Below are 17,796 nucleotides of genomic sequence, written 5' to 3'. Positions count from 1 at the left end.
TCGCTCAGCGCGTGCGCAGCAGCAGCGCGGGCCGCTCCACGCAGTCGGCGACAAAGCGCAGGAAGCCGCCGGCCGTGGCGCCGTCGCACACCCGGTGATCGAAGGTGAATGACAGCTGGACGACCTGCCGGACGGCCAACTCGCCCTCGTGGACCCAGGGTTTGGCGGCTATTCGGCCGACGCCGAGCATGCCGGCCTCGGGGTGGTTGATGATCGGCGTGGAGCCGTCGACGCCGAAGACGCCGTAGTTGTTCAGGGTGAAGGTGCCATGGGACAGCTCGGCCGGGGAGAGCCGGCCGGCGCGGGCGGTCTCGGTGAGCCGGGCGATCTCCGCGGACAGCTCCTCGACCGTACGGGCGTGGGCATCGCGCACCACCGGGACGACCAGGCCACGGTCGGTCTGGGCGGCGAAGCCCAGGTGGACGGCGGGCAGCCGGACGATCTCCCGGGCCTGGGGGTCGACGGTGGCGTTGAGCTCGGGGAACCGTGCGAGCGCGGCCGTGGTGATCTTGGCGAGCAGCGCGAGCAGGGACACCTTGGGGGCGCCGGGCACGTTCATCGCCCTGCGGGCGGCGAGGAGTTCGGTGGCGTCCGCGTCCACCCAGCAGGTGGCGTCGGGGATCTCCTGGCGGCTGCGGCTGAACTTCTCGGCGGCGGCGCCCCGCATCCCCTTCAGCGGGATGCGCTCGGCCTGCGGCGCGGCCCCGGTGGCGGGTGCGGCCCCCACCGCACCCGCCACGGAGGCCGCCGCGGCGGCCGTCCCCCGCTCCCGGATCGCCCGCTCCACGTCCGAGCGCAGAATCAGCCCGTCCCGCCCGGATCCGGTCACCTTCCGCAGGTCCAGGCCGTTTTCGCGCGCCGTCCGGCGCACCAGCGGTGAGATGACGGGAACCGTACGGCTGTCGCCGACCGCGGGGGCCGGGACGGCCGGCTCGGGCGGAGCCGGGACGGCCTCGGCTCGGCTCACCCCGGCCGCGGCGCGGCCCATGCCTCCGGGCCGTATCCGCCGGCGTCGTGCCGCGGCCGCGCTCGTCCCGTAACCGACCAGCACATTGCCCGAGCCCGCGGGCTCCTCCGCATCCCGGGTGCCAGGAGCCGTGCCGTCATCCGCCGCCCCGCCCCCGGCCAGATCGTCCGGTACGGCTCCCACCGCCACGGTCACCAGCGGCGCGCCCACCGGGACCTCGGCTCCTTCCTCGCCGAAGCGGGCGGTGACCACGCCGCCGTACGGGCAAGGCACCTCCACCATCGCCTTGGCCGTCTCCACCTCCACCACCGGCTGGTCGACGGCCACCACCTGGCCGACCTCGACCAGCCACTGCACGATCGTCGCCTCGGTCAGGCCCTCTCCCAGGTCGGGGAGGGTGAATTCGCGGACCACGGCCATCACTCACCACGTCCCTCGGTCCAGTCCGACTCCCACTGGAGGCGGGCGACGGTGTCCAGGATCCGGTCCACACCGGGCAGATGGTGCCGTTCCAGCATGGGCGGCGGATACGGGATGTCGAATCCGGCAACCCGCAGCACCGGCGCCTCCAGGTGGTGGAAGCAGCGCTCGGTGATCCGGGCGGCGATCTCCCCGCCGGGGCCGCCGAATCCGGCCGACTCGTGGACGACCACGGCGCGGCCGGTCCGCCGTACCGAGGCGCACACCGTCTCGTCGTCGAACGGCATCAGGGAGCGCAGATCGAGGACCTCCAGGTCCCAGCCCTCGGCGCGGGCTGCCTCGGCGGCCTCCAGGCAGACGGGCAGCGACGGGCCGTAGGTGATCAGGGTGGCCGTCGTGCCGCGGCGGCGGATCTCGGCGCGGCCTATCGGCGCGACCTGGGCAGGGGCGTCGGGCGACCAGTCGTCCTTGGACCAGTACAACCGCTTGGGCTCCAGGAAGACGACCGGGTCGTCGGAGGCGATGGCGGCGCGCAGCAGTCCGTAGGCGTCCGCCACGGTGGCCGGGGTGACGATCTGGAGGCCGGGCGTGGCCAGGTAGTAGGCCTCGGAGGAGTCGCTGTGGTGCTCGACGCCGCCGATACCGCCGCCGTAGGGGATACGGATGGTCAGCGGCATCGGCAGGGCGCCCCGGGTGCGGTTGCGCATCCGGGAGACATGGCTGATCAGCTGCTCGAACGCCGGGTAGGCGAAGGCGTCGAACTGCATCTCCACGACCGGGCGCAGACCGTACATGGCCATGCCGACGGCCGTGCCGAGGATGCCGGCCTCGGCGAGCGCGGTGTCGCTGCAACGGTCCTCGCCGAACTCCTTGGCCAGGCCGTCGGTGATCCGGAAGACGCCGCCCAGGGTGCCGACGTCCTCGCCCATCAGATGCACCGCGGGGTCCTCGGCCATGGCGTCGTGCAGGGCTCGGGTCAGCGCCTGCGCCATGGTGGCGGGCTTGCGGGCGGACGCCGCGGCGGTGGTCGTCATGGTCTGGCCTCCTGGGCGGGCATCTGCTCGGCGTCGAGCTCGGCGCGCAACTGGGCGGCCTGGTCGCGCAGTTGGCTGGTCTTCTCGGCGTAGACGTGGGTGAACAGGTCCATCGGGTCGAGCACCGGGTCCTGGTTCATGCGCTCGCGCAGATCCGCCGCCAGGTGCTCGGCGCCGTCCCGGGTGGCGGCGGCGAACTCGTCGGTGAGCAGCCCGCGGGCGGTCAGCTCACGCTCCATCAGGGCTATCGGGTCGTGCGCCCGCCAGGTCTCGACCTCGGCGTCGGTGCGGTAGCGGGTGGCGTCATCGGCGTTGGTGTGGGCCTCGATGCGGTAGGTGACGGCCTCGACCAAGGTGGGGCCGCCGCCCCGGCGGGCGCGCCGTACGGCTTCGGTGAGGACCTCGTGCAGTGCGGGGGCGTCATTGCCGTCGACCAGACGGCCGGGCATGCCGTAACCGACCGCCTTGTGGGCCAGGGAGGGGGCGGCGGACTGCTTGGCGAGCGGTACGGAGATCGCAAAGCCGTTGTTCTGGACGAGGAAGACGACGGGGGCCTGCCAGACCGCGGCGAAATTCAGCGCCTCGTGGAAGTCGCCCTCGCTCGTGCCGCCGTCGCCCACCAGGGCCAGCGCCACCACGTCGTCGCCCTTGAGGCGGGCGGCGTGCGCCAGGCCCACGGCATGGGGGAGCTGGGTGGCGAGCGGGGTGCACAGGGGGGCGATGCGGTGCTCGTGCGGGTCGTATCCGGTGTGCCAGTCGCCGCGCAGCAGGGTCAGCGCCTGGACGGGGTCCAGCCCTCGGGCGACGGCGGCGAGGGTGTCGCGGTAGCTGGGAAAGAGCCAGTCGCGGTCCTCCAGGGCCAGCGCGGCGGCCACCTGGCAGGCCTCCTGTCCGGTGGAGGACGGATAGACCGCCAGCCGGCCCTGCCGGGTCAGGGCCGTTGCCTGGGTGTTGTAGCGGCGGCCGCGCACCAGCTCGGCGTAGAGCCGCTTGAGCAGGGCCGCATCGAGCCCGCGGGCGGCGTCCGTCCCCAGCAGACGGTACGGCTCCGCGTCGGGCAGGAGAGGTGCGGGATCGACGCGCGGCCGCCAGTCGGGCGGCGGGCCGGGCAGCGCGCTCGTGTGCCTGCTGCTGCCGGGCTGCTCAAGGACCGTCATGACGAGCACCTCCTCGGATCGAAGGGGCGGCGCGAGGCGCCTGGGTAAGGGTGGTGGCTGGCGACTCATGGGCAGGATGGAGCTGGTCGGGGCGGGTAAGCCCTTCCCTACCGATTGTTCGGTCGATGATGCATTTTGGCTACAGGCGTATTCAGCCTGTGGACAAACGGTTCTCCACAGCCTGAGATGAATGCAGGACGTCCACGAAGGGGAGGCGGGACCATATGCGGGACGAACAGATGGCCAATCCGGGCTCCGCGCCACCACCGTCGCCGGCCTCCGCGCCCTCGTCGGCGTCCGCCCCGCCGCCGGCGCCCGCGCGCCCGCTGGACACCGTCGACCGCGCGATCCTGCGCATGCTGCAAAACGACGGCCGCGCCTCGATACGCTCCGTCGCCGAGCGCGTCCACGTCTCACGCGCCAACGCCTACGCCCGGATCAACCGGCTGATCGACGACGGCGTCATACGCGGCTTCAGCGCCCTCATAGACCAAGAACGCGCAGGTCAGGGCGCCTCGGCGTATATCACGCTGAAGATAGTGCAGAACTCCTGGCGGACCGTGCGCAGCCAGCTCACGGCGCTTCCCGGGGCGTCCCACATCGCGCTGGTCAGTGGCGATTTCGACGTCCTGCTGCTCGTGCACACCAAGGACAACCGGGAGCTGCGGGAGCTCGTCCTCACCCGTATCCAGTCGATCCCGGAGGTGCTCAGCACCCGCACGCTGCTGGTCTTCGAGGAGACGGAGCTGGGGCAGGAGGAGGAATGAGGGCGGGCCCCGGGCCGCCCCTCAGCCGTTGCGCAGCCCCGCGAACGCCGTCCGCACCACGGCCTCGGCCACCTCGTCCCGGCTCGCCGCGCCGCCGCGTCCCGGCCGGTACCACTCGACGATCGAGTTGATCATGCCGAAGAGCAGCCGGGTGGCCAGCCGGACGTCGACATCGTCGCGCAGATCGCCGTCGGCGGCCGCCTGCTTGAGCAGATCGGCGACCTGGTGGTCGAACTCCCGGCGGCGCTCCATGGCCCAGCGCTCGGTGTCCGTATTGCCCCGCACCCGCAACAGCAGCGTCACATAGGGCAGTTCGTCCATCAGCACCTCGGCCTCGCGCCGGGTGACGTACTCCAGCCGTTCGATCGCCCGGCCCTCGAGCGCGCCCGGCTCCCCCAGGACGCCGAACAGTCCGTCCAGGGCGCGGCTTATCGCCCGGTGAAGCAGCTCTTCCTTGCTGCGCACGTGGTGGTAGATCGAGGACTTGGAGATGCCGGCCGCCTTGGACAGATGCTCCATGGACGTGCCGTCGTATCCGCGCTCGATGAACACCTCGACGGCGACCGCGAGCAGCGAATCGGGCGTATAGGTGTCGCGCTTGGCCATGGTCATGATTAGACCACCCGTTCCTGGAGGTCCGCGCGGCGCCCAAGGGCCCACGACGGTGCGTAGCGGGCGCCGCCATGGTGGCGGTGCATCGCATCGAGGAGATCCCACACCCACCGGGCGCCCAGCCGCTCGGCCCATTCCAGCGGGCCACCGGGGTAATTGACGCCCAGCCGCATCGCGGTGTCGATGTCCCCAGGGGTCGCCACCTTGCGGGCCGCCGCGTCCACGGCGAAGTCCACGATCATGGCGACCGTACGGGCGACGAGCATCCCCGGTACGTCCTGGATGACGCTGACCTGTTTGCCGAGCGCCTGGAAGAGCCCGGCCGCCTCCGCCAGGTCCGCCTCGGAGGCGGGCTGCGGAGCGGCCAGCGCGATCCGGGTCGCTGCCCGGTAGTCCAGCGAGAGGTCGAACCGGATGCAGTCGCCCTGCCGCGCGCTCGTCGCCGGAGTGCCGTCGGTCAGCGCGAGGCGGGCGCCACCGGGCAGCCGCAGGAATCCCGCGGACTCCCCGGGGGCGGGCTCGCGGGTGATCTTGATGCCCGCCTCCTCGATCAGCTCGGTCAGCGCCGCGGCGGGACGGGGCAGCTCCCCGTGCAGGGCCACCGTTTCCGGGGCGGGGCGCGGCGGGACGGTCTGCGGCTCCGGACGCTTCGCCCCCTCGCGGTGGTCGAACCAGCCCCGCCCGGACTTGCGGCCGTGCAGTCCGGCCTCCACCAGGCGCCGCTGCGCCAGAGAGGGCGTGAACTTCGGGTCCTGGAAGAAGGACTGCCAAACGGAGTGGGTGACCGCCTCGTTCACGTCCTGGCCGATGAGGTCGGTCAGCTCGAACGGGCCCATCTTGAAGCCGCTGCCGTCGCGCAGGAGGGCGTCGAGGGTGGCGGGGTCGGCGGCCTGCTCCTCGTAGGCGCGCAGCGCCTCGGCGTAGAAGGGGCGGGCGATCCGGTTGACGATGAACCCGGGGGTGTCGGTGCAGCGCACCGGGGTCTTGCCCCAGGCGGCGGCGGTGTCGTACGCGGTGGTGGCGGCGGTCTCGTCGGTGGCGAAGCCGCTGATGACCTCGACCAGGGGGAGCAGCGGGGCGGGGTTGAAGAAGTGCAGGCCCACAAGGCGGCCGGGGTGGCGCAGCGGGCCCGCGACGGCGGTCACCGAGAGGGACGAGGTGTTGGTGGCCAGCAGGCAGCCGGCCGCGACGACCTCCTCCAGGGCGGCGAACAGCTCCTGTTTGGCGGTGAGTTGCTCCAGGATCGCCTCGATGACCAGGGAGGCGTCGGCGAGTTCGGCGAGCGAGGCGGCGGGGGAGAGGCGGCCGCGGGCGGCGTCCCGTTCCTGCGACGTGATCCGGCCTTTTTCGACGAGCCGGTCCAGCCGCTGCCCGATGGCCTCGGCGGCCCGCCCGGCCCGGCCCGAAGCCGCGTCGTAGAGCCGCACGCGGTGCCCGGCGACCAGCGCCACCTGCGCAATTCCCTGTCCCATGGTGCCGGTGCCCACCACTGCCACGGTGCTGCCGGTCCCGATTGCCGTCATGGCGACTGATCCTCCCCGACCCGGGTTTTCCACAGGCGTACGGAGCCCTCTTGCCCCGACCGATCGTTCGGTTACTCTAACTCCGTTGGTACATCCGCTCCCAGTCCCCGGCCGGATCTCACCGGCCTTGGCCTGGGACTCACCGCGTCATCCGCTCTCGGCCCGGCACGACGAGGAGTTGGTCATCGATGGCCACCGAAGTGACCGCAGCGCAACCGTCCCCGGCGCATCTGACTCCGGCGCAGTTGCTCGACAAGCACCGCCCCACCCTCGACAAGGCGCTCGAGGCGATCCGTACCCGCGCCTACTGGTCCCCGCACCCCGAGCACCCCAAGGCGTACGGCGAGAGTGCCGCGCCCGACGGCCTGGCCGCCTTCGAGGCGCTGCGCGGTCACCGTTTCGCCCTGGACCAGCCCGGCACGGACGACTGGGCGGGCGAGGAAGTCTCGCCCTACGGGCCGGAACTGGGCATCACCTATCCGCACCCGGACGTGGAGGTCCTGCTGCCGGCCATGCGCGCCGCGCTCCCCTCCTGGCGGGACGCGGGCCCCGAGGTGCGGGCGGCGGTGTGTCTGGAGATCCTCGCCCGGATCAGCGCGCGCACCCACGAGTTCGCCCAGGCCGTCATGCACACCAGCGGACAGGCCTTCATGATGGCGTTCCAGGCGGGCGGTCCGCATGCCCAGGACCGCGGCCTGGAGGCGGTGGCGTATGCCTACGCCGAGCAGGTCCGCACCCCGCAGCAGGCGCCCTGGTCCAAGCCGCAGGGCAAGCGCGACCCGCTGGAGCTGAGCAAGTCCTTCACGGCGGTCCCGCGCGGCGTCGCCCTGGTGATCGGCTGCAACACCTTCCCCACCTGGAACGGCTATCCGGGCCTGTTCGCCTCGCTGGCCACCGGCAACCCGGTGCTGGTCAAGCCGCATCCGCGGGCCGTACTGCCGCTGGCGCTGACCGTCCAGGTGGCGCGCGAGGTGCTCGCCGAGGCCGGCTTCCCCGCCGACCTGGTCTGCCTGGCCGTCGACAAGCCGGGCGAGGGCCTGGCCAAGACGCTGGCGGTGCGCCCCGAGGTGCGGATCATCGACTACACCGGCTCCACGGCCTTCGGCGACTGGCTGGAAACGCACGCCCGCCAGGCGCAGGTCTTCACCGAGAAGGCCGGCGTCAACACCGTCGTCATCGACTCCACCGACGACTACAAGGGCATGCTCTCCAACCTGGCCTTCTCGCTGTCGCTCTACAGCGGCCAGATGTGCACCACCCCGCAGAATCTGCTGATCCCGCGCGACGGCATCGCCACGGACGCCGGACCGAAGACGTACGACGAGGTCGTCAGCGATCTCGCGGGTGCGGTCGGCGGGCTGCTGGGCGACGACGCACGGGCCAACGCCCTGCTGGGCGCGATCGTCAATCCGCAGGTCAAGGAGCGCATCGAGGCGGCCTCCGGGCTGGGCGAGGTGGCGCTGGCCTCCCGTGAGGTGGCCAACCCCGAATTCCCAGGGGCCACGGTCCGTACGCCGGTGATCGTCAAGCTGGACGGCGCCAAGCCGGACACCGAGGCGGCCTATCTGTCGGAGTGCTTCGGCCCGGTCTCCTTCGCGGTGGCGGTCGACTCGACGGCCGATGCGGTGGAGCTGCTGCGGCGCACCGTACGGGACAAGGGCGCCATGACGGTCGGCGCGTACACCACCGACCCTGAGATGGAGCGGCTGGTCGAGGACGCCTGCCTGGAGGAGTGCGCCCAGCTCTCGCTCAACCTCACCGGGGGTGTGTATGTGAACCAGACGGCGGCGTTCTCCGATTTCCACGGCTCGGGCGGCAATCCGGCGGCCAATGCGGCGCTGTGCGACGGCGCTTTCGTGGCCAACCGCTTCCGCACGGTGGAGGTGAGGCGGCCGGCATAGAGCCCATAGAGCCCTTAGAGCCCTTCAGGGAGCAGGCCCTCGGGCCCGGGCCGTCAGGGAGCGATACGGGCATGACGGGCGATCCAGGAGTGCATGGCGATGGCGGCCGCGGCGCCCGCGTTGATCGACCGGGTCGAGCCGAACTGCGCGATGGAGCAGACCAGGGAGGCGTGCCGGCGCGCCTCCTCGGTCAGCCCCGGCCCCTCCTGGCCGAAGAGCAGCACACAGCGGCGCGGCAGCTCTGTCGTCTCCAGCGGCACGGCGCCGGGGAGGTTGTCGATCCCGATGATCGGCAGCTCCTCGGTGGCCGCCCAGGCGGTGAGGTCGGCGGTGTCCGGGTGGTGGCGCACATGCTGGTACCGGTCGGTGACCATGGCGCCGCGGCGGTTCCAGCGACGCTGCCCGACGATGTGGATCTCCTTGGCCAGGAACGCGTTCGCGGTCCGCACGACCGAACCGATGTTGAAGTCGTGGCCCCAGTTCTCGACGGCGACATGGAAGTCGTGGCGGCGGGTGTCGAGGTCGGCGACGATCGCCTCGCGCGTCCAGTAGCGGTAGTGGTCGACGACGTTGCGGCGGTCCCCGTGCGCGAGCAGCTCGGGGTCGTAGCGGGTGTCGTCGGGCCAGGGCTGCGGGTGCGGGCCGACGCCGACTTTGGGGCCGTAGCCCTCGTCGTACTGAAGGGGTTCGGCGCCCGGGGCGGTGGTCTGGCCGTCCAGGGCGGTCATCGCGCCGCCCGGGGCGGTTTTCTCGCTGCTCACCCCACGAGGGTATGGCCACCGGCATCGCCGGCGGTACGGGCCTCCGGCTCGCCGCCACCGGGCCGGGGCGCACCGCCGCGCGGGAACAGCCGGTCGCGCAGCGCCGCCGCTCTGCCGGAGAGCCAGGTCAGGAAGTTCGTCGGCAGGAAGACCGCGTCCGCCGTGATCATCGCCAGGGAGAAGAACGGCAGCCCGAGCAGCACCGCGATGGACAGGTGCTCGCAGATCATCGCGACCAGCAGGACGTTCTTGAGCCGGCGGTTGGCGAGGGTGAACGGGAAGGCCACCTGGACGATGACGGTCCCGTAGGTGAGCAGCATGATCATCAGGCCGCTGCTGCCGAGGGCCTGGGACAGGGCGGGCCAGGGGGAGAAGTAGTCCAGATGCATCGGGTAGTAGACCGCGGTGCCGTCCTGCCAGCGTGAGCCCTGGATCTTGTACCAGCCTGCGGTGGCGTAGATCAGGCAGACCTCGACCATGATCACCAGCAGTGCGCCGTTGTGGGCGAGCTTGGCGAGGGTGTCCAGGACGATGCGCGGCTCCCCCGGGGCGTGGCGGCGCACCGCCCACCACAGGCCGTGCACGGCCCACAGGCCCCACAGCGCCAGGCTCCAGCCGATGTGCGGGAAGGGGCCGTTGCCGAACCAGGTCAGGCCGTAGCCGCCGCGCAGCTGGGCCACGGCCAGGGCGAGGCCGAGGACGGCCCACAGGAGGATGCCGGGCAGGTCACGGCCCTCCTCGGTGCCGTCGGCCGCGGCCCGCCGGGCGCGCCGCGCGTCCAGGGACCACACCTGCCCGCACCGGGTGAGCACGAGATACATCGACATCAGGTGGACGACGTTGTCGCCGCCGTCGCCCAGGAAAATGCTGCGGTTCTGCAGCGAGAGCACACCGATCATGAAGAGCACCGACATGGTGCGGGTGCGCCAGCCGACCATCAGCAGGGCGCTGGCCACGATGGCCAGGACGTAGACGCACTCGAACCAGCCGTTGCTGCCGGACCACGGCAGTACGGAGAAGGCGTGGTTGCCGTTGAGCAACTGGCGCGCCATGTCCAGGCTGAAGGGGCTGTCGGGCCCGTAGAGGGCACCGCGGTTGGGCCATTCCCGCAGCAGGAACAGCAGCCAGGTCGCGGCGAATCCGATCCGTATCACGGCGGTCTGGTACGGGGCCATCGCCCGGCCGGTGACCAGTGCAAAGCCGCGGCCGATGGCGCGCTCGATGCGGGTTTCCTCGTAGGGCGGCTTGGGCCGGTGGGGCGGGTGGGTCTCCGGGGTCGTCCGGGTCTCCGGGTGCGTCCGAGTCTCCGGGTGCGTCCCGGTCCCGGCGGACGGCTGCGGCTGCGGCTGCGTCGGTGAGGTCACGGGCTCTTCCGACGTCACCGGCTCTTCGGAGCTCACTGGTTCTTCGCCCCCTTGGGCAGGTCGTCTGCCGTGACCTGCCACCAGGGCAGTACGCGGTACATGGGCTTGTCGCTGATCTTCTCCGTGCTCCACGGCGGCGGGACGACCGCAGTGGTCACCGACCGCAGCTGCACCTGCTCGACCCGCCCGCTCCGTGCCCATTCGGCGCCCATGCGGTACAGCACGATGCGCCGGACGTAGCGCTCGGAGAGCTCGCCGCGCATGCCGATGGGGCCGTTCTGGGCGGTGTGCGAGCTGAGGTAGAACTCCCAGCCGCGGCGCAGCATGTTCTGCTGGGTGTGGCTGGGCAGCGGGTTGTGGTGGATGGCGCGCCCGTCGAGGGCGGTCAGATCGCTCCACCCGGTGGTCTGCACTGCGCCGTCCGCGCCGCGCACCTGGGCGCGGGCCTGGACATCGATGTTCTGCTGGAGCGGGTTGGGCGCGAACAGCTTCCAGTTCTGCTCGTACTCGGGATAGACGTAGTCGCTGATCAGCGTGCCCTGCTGCTTGCTGAGCGTGTTCTGCGGTGCGACATGCAGGAACATCATGGCCAGATGGATCGCGACGATCACGGCGCCGGCGCAGGCAGCCACGCCTATGACGATCCGCGAGGGCAGCGAGAGCGCGGCCAGTGGCCGCGTTTCGTCCCCGTATGACTGCATTCCCGCCCCGTTCCCACGATCCCGTCGGCTGACACCTGGGCCGGCACCCGGCCAACCCGTGATGGACCCCGCCACGGAACGGTACCTACGCGGCGGCACCCGGCACACCTGACCCTGATTTTTCTCAGGGTTGACACCCGCGGGCCGCCCACCCACCATTGAACCGAACGATCGGTCGGTCGGGAGCGAGGGGGCACCACATGACGACGATCGCGCCGGAAGAATCGGCACTCGAAGCCGTCTTCGACGCCACCGTGGCCGCGGACGAGCGCATCGAACCGCGCGACTGGATGCCGGACGCCTACCGCTCCACTCTCATCCGCCAGATAGCGCAACATGCCCACTCCGAAATCATCGGCATGCAGCCCGAGGCCAACTGGATCACCCGCGCGCCGTCCCTGCGCCGCAAGGCGATCCTCATGGCCAAGGTCCAGGACGAGGCCGGCCACGGCCTCTACCTCTACAGCTCCGCCGAAACCCTCGGCACCAGCCGCGACGAACTCCTCGACAAGCTGCACACCGGCCGCCAGAAGTACTCCTCGATCTTCAACTACCCCACCCTGACCTGGGCCGACGTCGGCGCCATCGGCTGGCTGGTGGACGGCGCCGCGATCACCAACCAGGTCCCGCTGTGCCGCTGCTCCTACGGGCCCTACGCCCGCGCCATGGTCCGCATCTGCAAGGAGGAGTCCTTCCACCAGCGCCAGGGCTACGAACTTCTGCTCGCCCTCAGCCGCGGCACCGAAGCCCAGCACGCCATGGCACAGGACGCGGTCGACCGCTGGTGGTGGCCCTCGCTGATGATGTTCGGCCCGCCGGACGACGAATCGGCACACTCCGCACAGTCCATGGCCTGGAAGATCAAGCGCCACTCCAACGACGAACTGCGCCAGCGCTTCGTCGACATCTGCGTCCCCCAGGCCGAGGCCCTCGGGCTGACGCTCCCCGACCCGGACCTGAGCTGGAACGAGGAACGCGGCCACTACGACTTCGGGCCGATCGACTGGACCGAGTTCTGGGAAGTCCTCAAGGGCAACGGCCCCTGCAACGCACAGCGGATCACCCGCCGACGGCGGGCCCATGAGGACGGCGCCTGGGTGCGCGAGGCAGCCGCCGCACATGCCGCCAAGCACGGGAAGGCCGACCGATGACGACACCACGCCCCGCCGACGCCCCCGCGGCCCCGGCGGCCCGCCCCGCCGAATGGCCCCTGTGGGAGGTCTTCGTCCGCAGCCGCCGCGGCCTCGCCCACACCCACGCCGGCAGCCTGCACGCCCCGGACGCCGCCATGGCCCTGCGCAACGCCCGCGACCTCTACACCCGCCGCTCGGAGGGCGTCTCCATCTGGGTGGTCCCCTCCGCCCAGGTCACTGCCTCCTCGCCGGACGAGAAGGACACCTTCTTCGAACCGGCCGGCGACAAGCCCTACCGCCACCCGACCTTCTACGAGATCCCGGACGGGGTGCATCACCTTTGACGAACCTCACCCGCACCCCGGCCCTGGCCCTCGGGGACGACGCGCTGATCCTTTCCCACCGCCTGGGCGAATGGGCGGGCCACGCCCCCGTTCTGGAGGAAGAGGTCGCGCTGGCCAATATCGCCCTGGACCTGCTCGGCCAGGCCCGCATCCTCCTCTCCCTGGCCGGTGACGAGGACGAACTGGCCTATCTGCGCGAGGAACGGCAGTTCTGCAACGTCCAGCTCGTCGAGCAGCCCAACGGCGACTTCGCCCACACCATCGCCCGCCAGCTCTACTTCTCCCTCTACCAGCAGCTGCTCTTCGACCACCTCGCCACGGGCGGAAGCGAACTGGCACCCCTGGCGGCGAAAGCCGTCAAGGAGACCGCCTACCACCGCGACCACGCCGAACAGTGGACCCTGCGCCTGGGCGACGGCACCGACGAGAGCCACACCCGCATGCAGCGCGGCCTGGACGCCCTGTGGCGCTTCACCGGCGAGCTCTTCGAACCCGTCGACGCACTCGACGCCCCCTGGCAGACGCTGCGCGACGAATGGACGACCCGCCTCACCACCGTCCTGGAACGGGCCACCCTCACCGTGCCGCAGGGACCGCAGCACGGTGCCTGGACCGCGGGCGCCGGCCGGCAGGGCCTGCACACCGAACCGTTCGGACGGATGCTCGCCGAGATGCAGCATCTGCACCGCAGCCACCCGGGGGCGACATGGTGACCACCGCACCCACCCCCCTCGAAGAGAAGCTGCTCGCGCTGGCCGGCTCCGTCCCCGATCCCGAGCTGCCGGTCCTCACCCTCGCCGAGCTCGGCGTCCTGCGCGGCGTACGGCTGACCTCCCCCGGCCGCGTCGAGGTACAGCTGACCCCCACCTACACCGGCTGCCCCGCCATCGAGGCGATGTCCGCCGACATAGAGCGGGTCCTGCACGACAACGGCGTGGCGCAGGTCGAGGTCCGTACGGTCCTCAGCCCCCCGTGGACCACCGACGCCATCACCCCCGAAGGCCGCCGCAAACTCGCCGCCTTCGGCATCGCCCCGCCACGCCCCACCGGACCGGCCGACGGACCGGTCCCTGTCGCCCTGGCCATCCGCTGCCCGCACTGCGGATCCACCGACACCACCCTGCTCAGCCGCTTCTCCTCCACCGCATGCAAGGCCCTGCGCCGCTGCGAGTCCTGCCGCGAACCCTTCGACCACTTCAAGGAGTTGTGATGTTCCACCCGCTCCGGGTCCAAGAGGTCGAGCGGCTCACGGACGACGCGGTGGCCGTCACTCTCGCCGTCCCGCCCGAGCTGCGCGAGACCTTCCGGCACGCCCCCGGGCAGCACATCGCACTGCGCAGAACGGTCGACGGCCAGGAAATCCGCCGGACGTACTCCATCTGCACCCCGGCCACCGACGATCCCGTCCTTCGTGTGGGCATCCGCCTGGTCGAGGACGGCGCCTTTTCGACGTACGCGCTCAAGGAACTGGCCGTCGGCGACACGGTGGAGGTGATGGCCCCGGCCGGCCGGTTCACCCTCGCCCCGCGCCCCGGCCACTTCGTCGGCATCGTCGGCGGCAGCGGCATCACCCCCGTGCTCTCCATCGTCACCACCCTGCTCGCCCAGCAGCCCGACGCCCGCTTCTGCCTGATCCGCAGCGACCGCACGGCGGCCTCGACGATGTTCCTGGAGGAGGTGGCCGACCTCAAGGACCGCTATCCGCAGCGCTTCCAGCTGATCCAGACCCTCTCCCGCGAGGAACAACAGGCCGGACTGCCCTCCGGGCGGCTCGACGAGGAACGACTGCATGCGCTGCTGCCCGCACTGCTGACCGTCGATTCGGTCGACGGCTGGTTCCTGTGCGGCCCCTACGGCCTGGTCCAGAGCGCCGAACGGGCACTGCGCTCCCTGAACGTCCCGCGCAACCGCATCCACGAAGAAATCTTCCACATCGACAACGGCACCACTGCCCCCTCGGCTCCCACCGCCGCCACCCCCGCACACAGCACCGTGACCGCCACCCTCGACGGACGCTCCGGCACCTGGCCGGTGCGGGACGGCGAATCACTGCTGGAGGCGGTACTGCGCAATCGCGCGGATGCGCCGTACGCCTGCAAGGGCGGAGTGTGCGGCACCTGCCGTGCGTTCCTGGTGTCCGGCGAGATACGGATGGACCGCAACTTCGCCCTGGAGGCGGAGGAGGTCGACGCCGGATATGTGCTGGCCTGCCAGTCGCATCCGGCCACGGAGAAGGTCGAGTTGGACTTCGATCGCTGATGGGCCGGGGGAGGGGCTTCCGTCCGTAGTGGGCTGCCGCATCAGGGGGAGGGGAATACCGCAGCGGGGCAAACACGCGTACGTGGAACGCCGCCGGGGGGGGTGGTGCGACATCGCCACATGGGCCGCCACCGCCGGCGGGGAAGCGACACCGCGTAGGGACTCCCTGTCCCCCGCCATTCCCAATTACTGCAACTTGTTCTACCTTGACGCCCCGTCAGGTCAACGCGCCGCGTGGGAGGACAGACCAGTGGACTTCACCTTCACCGAGGAGCAGCAAGCCGCCCTCGAAGCGGCCCGGGCCGTCTTCTCGGGCGTCGTACCCGACGGTGTACCCAGCCCGGCGCTCACCCCCGGAGCCGTGGCCGACGACTTCGACCGCGCGCTGTGGCGCAAGCTCGCCGACGCCGACCTGCTGAGCCTCCCGATCGCCCCCGAACACGGCGGCGCGGGCCTCGACCCGATCGCGCTCTGCCTGGTCCTCCGCGAATCGGCCAAGGTGCTGGCCCGCGTACCCCTGCTGGAATCCAGCGCCGCCGCACACACCCTCCAGTCGTATGCGCCGGCCGAGCTCCGCGCCGACGTCCTGCCCCGGATCGCCACCGGCAATCTCGTCGTGACGGTCGCCACCGGCGGCCGCACCGGCCATGACCCGGCCGAACTCGCCGTCACCGCCCGCCCGGACGGTGCCGACTGGATCCTCGACGGCACCCAGACCACCGTCCCCTGGGCCCAAACCGCCGACCGGATCCTGCTCCCCGCCCACACCCACGACGGATGCCCCGTCCTTGCCCTCGTCCCCCGCACCCACGCCGGCCTCACACTCGACGACCAGATATCCACCAGCGGCGAGCGCTACGCGGAGGTCCGGCTGGATTCGGTACGCATCGCCGCCCGGGCACTGCTCACCGACCCGGGCGCCTGGGAGATGCTGCGCAACGTCATGACCACCGGCACCTGCGCGCTCGCACTGGGCCTGGGCGAACAAGTCCTCGCGATGACCAGCGACTACACCGGCAAACGCGAACAGTTCGGCCACCCCGTGGCCACTTTCCAAGCCGTCGCAGTCCAGGCCGCCGACCGCTTCATCGACCTGCGCGCCATGGAAGCCACCCTGTGGCAGGCCGCCTGGCGTCTGAGCACCGGCGCGCCCGGCGCGCTACCGCCGGCAGGCGATGTCGCGGTCGCCAAGATCTGGGCATCCGACGGCGTACGACGCGTGGTCCAGACCGCCCAGCACCTGCACGGCGGCTTCGGCGCCGACACCGACTACTCCCTGCACCGCTACCACGCCTGGGCCAAGCAGCTCGAACTGTCGCTGGGCCCGGCGGCCTCGCACGAGGAGACGCTGGGTGATCTTCTCGCTGCGCATGTGCTGGGGTGAAGGGGGTCTGGCCGAATGGCTCAGATGACGGTGCCGACGCCGCCCTTGCCGTCCGCCACGGGACGGCCGGCGGCCTCCCATGCCTGCATACCGCCGTCGACGTTCACCGCATCGATGCCCTGCTGGATCAGATACTGCGCCACCTGGGCCGACCGCCCGCCGACCCGGCACAGCACATAGACCTTGCCGTCCTCGGGCACCGCCTCGGTCAGCTCCCCGTAACGGGCCACGAACTCGCTCATCGGGATGTGCAGCGCGCCCTGGGCGTGCCCGGCCTCCCACTCGTCGTCCTCGCGTACGTCCAGGAGGAAGTCCTCGGACGTCAGAGCATCGACACCGACCGTGGGCAGAGAACCAAATCGCATGCTCTCGACGCTACCCGACCAGCTGCGCGAGATATGCCTCGCGCTCCGCTACATCGGCGAGCAGCTTCTCGGCGATCTCGTCCAGCAGGGCATCCGGGTCCTGCGGCGCCATCTTGATCATGGCCCCGATCGCGCTCTCCTCCAGCTCCGCCGCGACGGCGGCCAGCATCTCCTTGCGCTCGGCCAGCCACTCCAGCCGGGCGTAGAGCTCCTCGCTCTCGCTCAGCCGCTCCTCGGCCGGCGCCGGACCGGCCTCCCACTCCCGCACCAGCTCCCGCAGCGCCGCCTCGTCGCCCCGCCCGTAGGCCATGTTGACCCGCGCAATGAACGCATCCCGCCGAGTGCGCTCCGCGTCGTCCCGCGCCAGGTCCGGGTGAGCCTTGCGCACCAGGTCGCGGTAGACCTTGCGGGTCTCCTCGCTGGGCCGCACCTTCTGCGGCGGCTGGACCGACTGCTCGGCGAGCATGGCCTGCGACTCGGGGAACAGTCCGTCCGACCCCATCCACCCGTGGAACAGCTCTTCCACGTTGGGCATCGGCAGCACCGAGGCCCGTGCTTCCCGGGCCTTACGGATGTCCTCGGGGTCACCCGTACGCGCCGCCACGGCTTCGGCGATCTGCGCGTCCAGTTCGTCGAGCCGCGCATACATGGGACCGAGCCGCTGGTGATGCAGCCGGGAGAAGTTCTCCACCTCCACCCGGAACGTCTCCACCGCGATCTCGAACTCGATCAACGCCTGCTCGGCCGCTCGCACGGCCTTCGCCAGCCGCTGGGTCGCCTCGTCCTGAGCCGCGCGGCCGCCCTGCTCGCCGGCGGGGGCGCTGGACGGCGGCGGGGCGGCAGAGCCATCCGGTGCGTACGTGTCGGCCGGGGCGGTGGGGGCACCGGGTGCGCTTGGTGCGCCGGGCGTGGGTGCGCCGGGCGTGCCTGCCGTGCCCGGTGCATCCGCTGCGTCCGGTCCGTCCTGGCCGTCCTGCGCGTTCTCCGCGTGCGAGTTCGTCACTCGGTCAGCGTACGGCCCATGTGCGGGCACGGTCGCGGGCGGCGGCGCGGGGCGGGATGAAGGCGGGGCGGGACGGGATGAGGGCGGGGCGGAGGCAGGGT

18 protein-coding genes are annotated in these 17,796 nt (G+C 71.4%); 8 read left to right on the top strand and 10 right to left on the bottom strand.

Going from position 1 to position 17,796, the window contains the following annotated elements:
- Positions 1 to 4: 4 nt before the first annotated feature.
- Genes SNA_RS02625 through pdhA form a run of 3 tightly spaced genes read right to left on the bottom strand, consistent with a single transcriptional unit; the run spans position 5 to position 3,578 of the window.
- On the bottom strand, positions 5 to 1,387 hold the full coding sequence (locus tag SNA_RS02625; protein ID WP_044362895.1) for a dihydrolipoamide acetyltransferase family protein: 1,383 nt from the start codon (positions 1,385 to 1,387) through the stop codon (positions 5 to 7).
- Positions 1,387 to 2,421: an alpha-ketoacid dehydrogenase subunit beta gene (locus SNA_RS02620; RefSeq protein WP_030066409.1), complete on the bottom strand. Its 1,035-nt coding sequence runs from the start codon at positions 2,419 to 2,421 to the stop codon at positions 1,387 to 1,389. Before SNA_RS02620 ends, SNA_RS02625 begins: the two co-directional genes overlap by 1 nt.
- Positions 2,418 to 3,578 (bottom strand): pyruvate dehydrogenase (acetyl-transferring) E1 component subunit alpha, encoded by a 1,161-nt coding sequence (gene pdhA, locus SNA_RS02615; protein WP_044362893.1) that lies wholly within the window; start codon positions 3,576 to 3,578, stop codon positions 2,418 to 2,420. Before pdhA ends, SNA_RS02620 begins: the two co-directional genes overlap by 4 nt.
- Positions 3,579 to 3,802: 224 nt before the next feature.
- Between pdhA and SNA_RS02610 the strand changes: the two genes are divergently transcribed.
- The gene (locus SNA_RS02610; protein WP_030066411.1) at positions 3,803 to 4,345 is read left to right on the top strand and encodes an Lrp/AsnC family transcriptional regulator; all 543 of its coding nucleotides are present in this window, start codon (positions 3,803 to 3,805) and stop codon (positions 4,343 to 4,345) included.
- A gap of 21 nt (positions 4,346 to 4,366) precedes the next feature.
- Here SNA_RS02610 and SNA_RS02605 read toward each other — a convergent pair whose 3' ends face one another.
- Positions 4,367 to 4,957, bottom strand: a complete 591-nt coding sequence (locus SNA_RS02605) for a TetR/AcrR family transcriptional regulator (RefSeq protein WP_030066412.1) — start codon at positions 4,955 to 4,957, stop codon at positions 4,367 to 4,369.
- Positions 4,958 to 4,959: 2 nt separating this feature from the next.
- Entirely contained in the window at positions 4,960 to 6,480 is a 1,521-nt protein-coding gene (locus tag SNA_RS02600; protein WP_030066413.1) for a 3-hydroxyacyl-CoA dehydrogenase, read from the bottom strand.
- A 188-nt stretch (positions 6,481 to 6,668) separates the two neighbouring features.
- On the opposite strand from SNA_RS02600, the gene paaN reads away from it, so the two are divergent.
- Complete coding sequence (gene paaN, locus SNA_RS02595; protein ID WP_044362890.1) at positions 6,669 to 8,381, top strand: phenylacetic acid degradation protein PaaN; 1,713 nt, start codon at positions 6,669 to 6,671, stop codon at positions 8,379 to 8,381.
- 53 nt (positions 8,382 to 8,434) lie between these two features.
- Here the strand turns inward: paaN and SNA_RS02590 are convergent, their stop codons facing one another.
- Genes SNA_RS02590 through SNA_RS02580 form a run of 3 tightly spaced genes read right to left on the bottom strand, consistent with a single transcriptional unit; the run spans position 8,435 to position 11,207 of the window.
- On the bottom strand, positions 8,435 to 9,109 hold the full coding sequence (locus SNA_RS02590; protein ID WP_044362888.1) for a TrmH family RNA methyltransferase: 675 nt from the start codon (positions 9,107 to 9,109) through the stop codon (positions 8,435 to 8,437).
- A 29-nt stretch (positions 9,110 to 9,138) separates the two neighbouring features.
- On the bottom strand, positions 9,139 to 10,506 hold the full coding sequence (locus SNA_RS02585) for an HTTM domain-containing protein (RefSeq protein ID WP_044362886.1): 1,368 nt from the start codon (positions 10,504 to 10,506) through the stop codon (positions 9,139 to 9,141).
- 32 nt (positions 10,507 to 10,538) lie between these two features.
- Positions 10,539 to 11,207 carry a DUF5819 family protein gene (locus SNA_RS02580; protein WP_030066417.1) on the bottom strand — a complete coding sequence of 223 codons (669 nt, stop codon included), beginning with the start codon at positions 11,205 to 11,207 and terminating at the stop codon, positions 10,539 to 10,541.
- Positions 11,208 to 11,407: 200 nt separating this feature from the next.
- Here SNA_RS02580 and paaA point away from each other — a divergent pair, with 200 nt between their 5' ends.
- The 6 genes from paaA (at position 11,408) to SNA_RS02550 (ending at position 16,327) form a co-directional block, all read left to right on the top strand.
- A complete protein-coding gene (gene paaA, locus SNA_RS02575; RefSeq protein ID WP_030066418.1) occupies positions 11,408 to 12,358 on the top strand; it encodes a 1,2-phenylacetyl-CoA epoxidase subunit PaaA in 951 nt (316 codons plus the stop codon).
- Positions 12,355 to 12,684, top strand: coding sequence for a 1,2-phenylacetyl-CoA epoxidase subunit PaaB (paaB, locus tag SNA_RS02570; RefSeq protein ID WP_044362884.1), 330 nt, complete (start codon positions 12,355 to 12,357; stop codon positions 12,682 to 12,684). The genes paaA and paaB overlap by 4 nt, the downstream gene beginning before the upstream one ends.
- A complete protein-coding gene (gene paaC / locus SNA_RS02565) occupies positions 12,681 to 13,397 on the top strand; it encodes a 1,2-phenylacetyl-CoA epoxidase subunit PaaC (protein WP_030066420.1) in 717 nt (238 codons plus the stop codon). Before paaB ends, paaC begins: the two co-directional genes overlap by 4 nt.
- Positions 13,391 to 13,894 (top strand): 1,2-phenylacetyl-CoA epoxidase subunit PaaD, encoded by a 504-nt coding sequence (gene paaD / locus SNA_RS02560; protein WP_030066421.1) that lies wholly within the window; start codon positions 13,391 to 13,393, stop codon positions 13,892 to 13,894. Before paaC ends, paaD begins: the two co-directional genes overlap by 7 nt.
- Positions 13,894 to 14,943, top strand: a complete 1,050-nt coding sequence (paaE, locus tag SNA_RS02555; protein ID WP_030066422.1) for a 1,2-phenylacetyl-CoA epoxidase subunit PaaE — start codon at positions 13,894 to 13,896, stop codon at positions 14,941 to 14,943. The genes paaD and paaE overlap by 1 nt, the downstream gene beginning before the upstream one ends.
- 250 nt (positions 14,944 to 15,193) lie before the next feature.
- Positions 15,194 to 16,327 (top strand): acyl-CoA dehydrogenase family protein, encoded by a 1,134-nt coding sequence (locus SNA_RS02550; protein WP_044362880.1) that lies wholly within the window; start codon positions 15,194 to 15,196, stop codon positions 16,325 to 16,327.
- A 20-nt stretch (positions 16,328 to 16,347) separates the two neighbouring features.
- On the opposite strand, the gene SNA_RS02545 is transcribed toward SNA_RS02550, so the two are convergent.
- Both SNA_RS02545 and SNA_RS02540 read right to left on the bottom strand, forming a co-directional pair.
- Entirely contained in the window at positions 16,348 to 16,692 is a 345-nt protein-coding gene (locus SNA_RS02545; RefSeq protein ID WP_063752629.1) for a rhodanese-like domain-containing protein, read from the bottom strand.
- Between the two features lie 10 nt (positions 16,693 to 16,702).
- A complete protein-coding gene (locus tag SNA_RS02540; RefSeq protein WP_198534965.1) occupies positions 16,703 to 17,695 on the bottom strand; it encodes a J domain-containing protein in 993 nt (330 codons plus the stop codon).
- Positions 17,696 to 17,796: the final 101 nt, after the last annotated feature.

The sequence above is a fragment of the Streptomyces natalensis ATCC 27448 genome (genome assembly GCF_000935125.1).
In the GTDB taxonomy this organism is placed as follows: domain Bacteria; phylum Actinomycetota; class Actinomycetes; order Streptomycetales; family Streptomycetaceae; genus Streptomyces; species Streptomyces natalensis.
This window is presented reverse-complemented; position numbering and strand designations above follow the sequence as displayed.

Coding starts and splice junctions, on each gene's coding strand:
- SNA_RS02580 (WP_030066417.1), bottom strand. CDS start 11,207: ATGCAGTCATACGGGGACGAAACGCGGCCACTGGCCGCGCTCTCGCTG.
- SNA_RS02620 (WP_030066409.1), bottom strand. CDS start 2,421: ATGACGACCACCGCCGCGGCGTCCGCCCGCAAGCCCGCCACCATGGCG.
- paaD (WP_030066421.1), top strand. CDS start 13,391: ATGGTGACCACCGCACCCACCCCCCTCGAAGAGAAGCTGCTCGCGCTG.
- SNA_RS02545 (WP_063752629.1), bottom strand. CDS start 16,692: ATGCGATTTGGTTCTCTGCCCACGGTCGGTGTCGATGCTCTGACGTCC.
- paaA (WP_030066418.1), top strand. CDS start 11,408: ATGACGACGATCGCGCCGGAAGAATCGGCACTCGAAGCCGTCTTCGAC.
- pdhA (WP_044362893.1), bottom strand. CDS start 3,578: ATGACGGTCCTTGAGCAGCCCGGCAGCAGCAGGCACACGAGCGCGCTG.
- SNA_RS02600 (WP_030066413.1), bottom strand. CDS start 6,480: ATGACGGCAATCGGGACCGGCAGCACCGTGGCAGTGGTGGGCACCGGC.
- SNA_RS02605 (WP_030066412.1), bottom strand. CDS start 4,957: ATGACCATGGCCAAGCGCGACACCTATACGCCCGATTCGCTGCTCGCG.
- SNA_RS02590 (WP_044362888.1), bottom strand. CDS start 9,109: ATGACCGCCCTGGACGGCCAGACCACCGCCCCGGGCGCCGAACCCCTT.
- paaN (WP_044362890.1), top strand. CDS start 6,669: ATGGCCACCGAAGTGACCGCAGCGCAACCGTCCCCGGCGCATCTGACT.
- SNA_RS02625 (WP_044362895.1), bottom strand. CDS start 1,387: ATGGCCGTGGTCCGCGAATTCACCCTCCCCGACCTGGGAGAGGGCCTG.
- SNA_RS02610 (WP_030066411.1), top strand. CDS start 3,803: ATGCGGGACGAACAGATGGCCAATCCGGGCTCCGCGCCACCACCGTCG.
- paaE (WP_030066422.1), top strand. CDS start 13,894: ATGTTCCACCCGCTCCGGGTCCAAGAGGTCGAGCGGCTCACGGACGAC.
- paaB (WP_044362884.1), top strand. CDS start 12,355: ATGACGACACCACGCCCCGCCGACGCCCCCGCGGCCCCGGCGGCCCGC.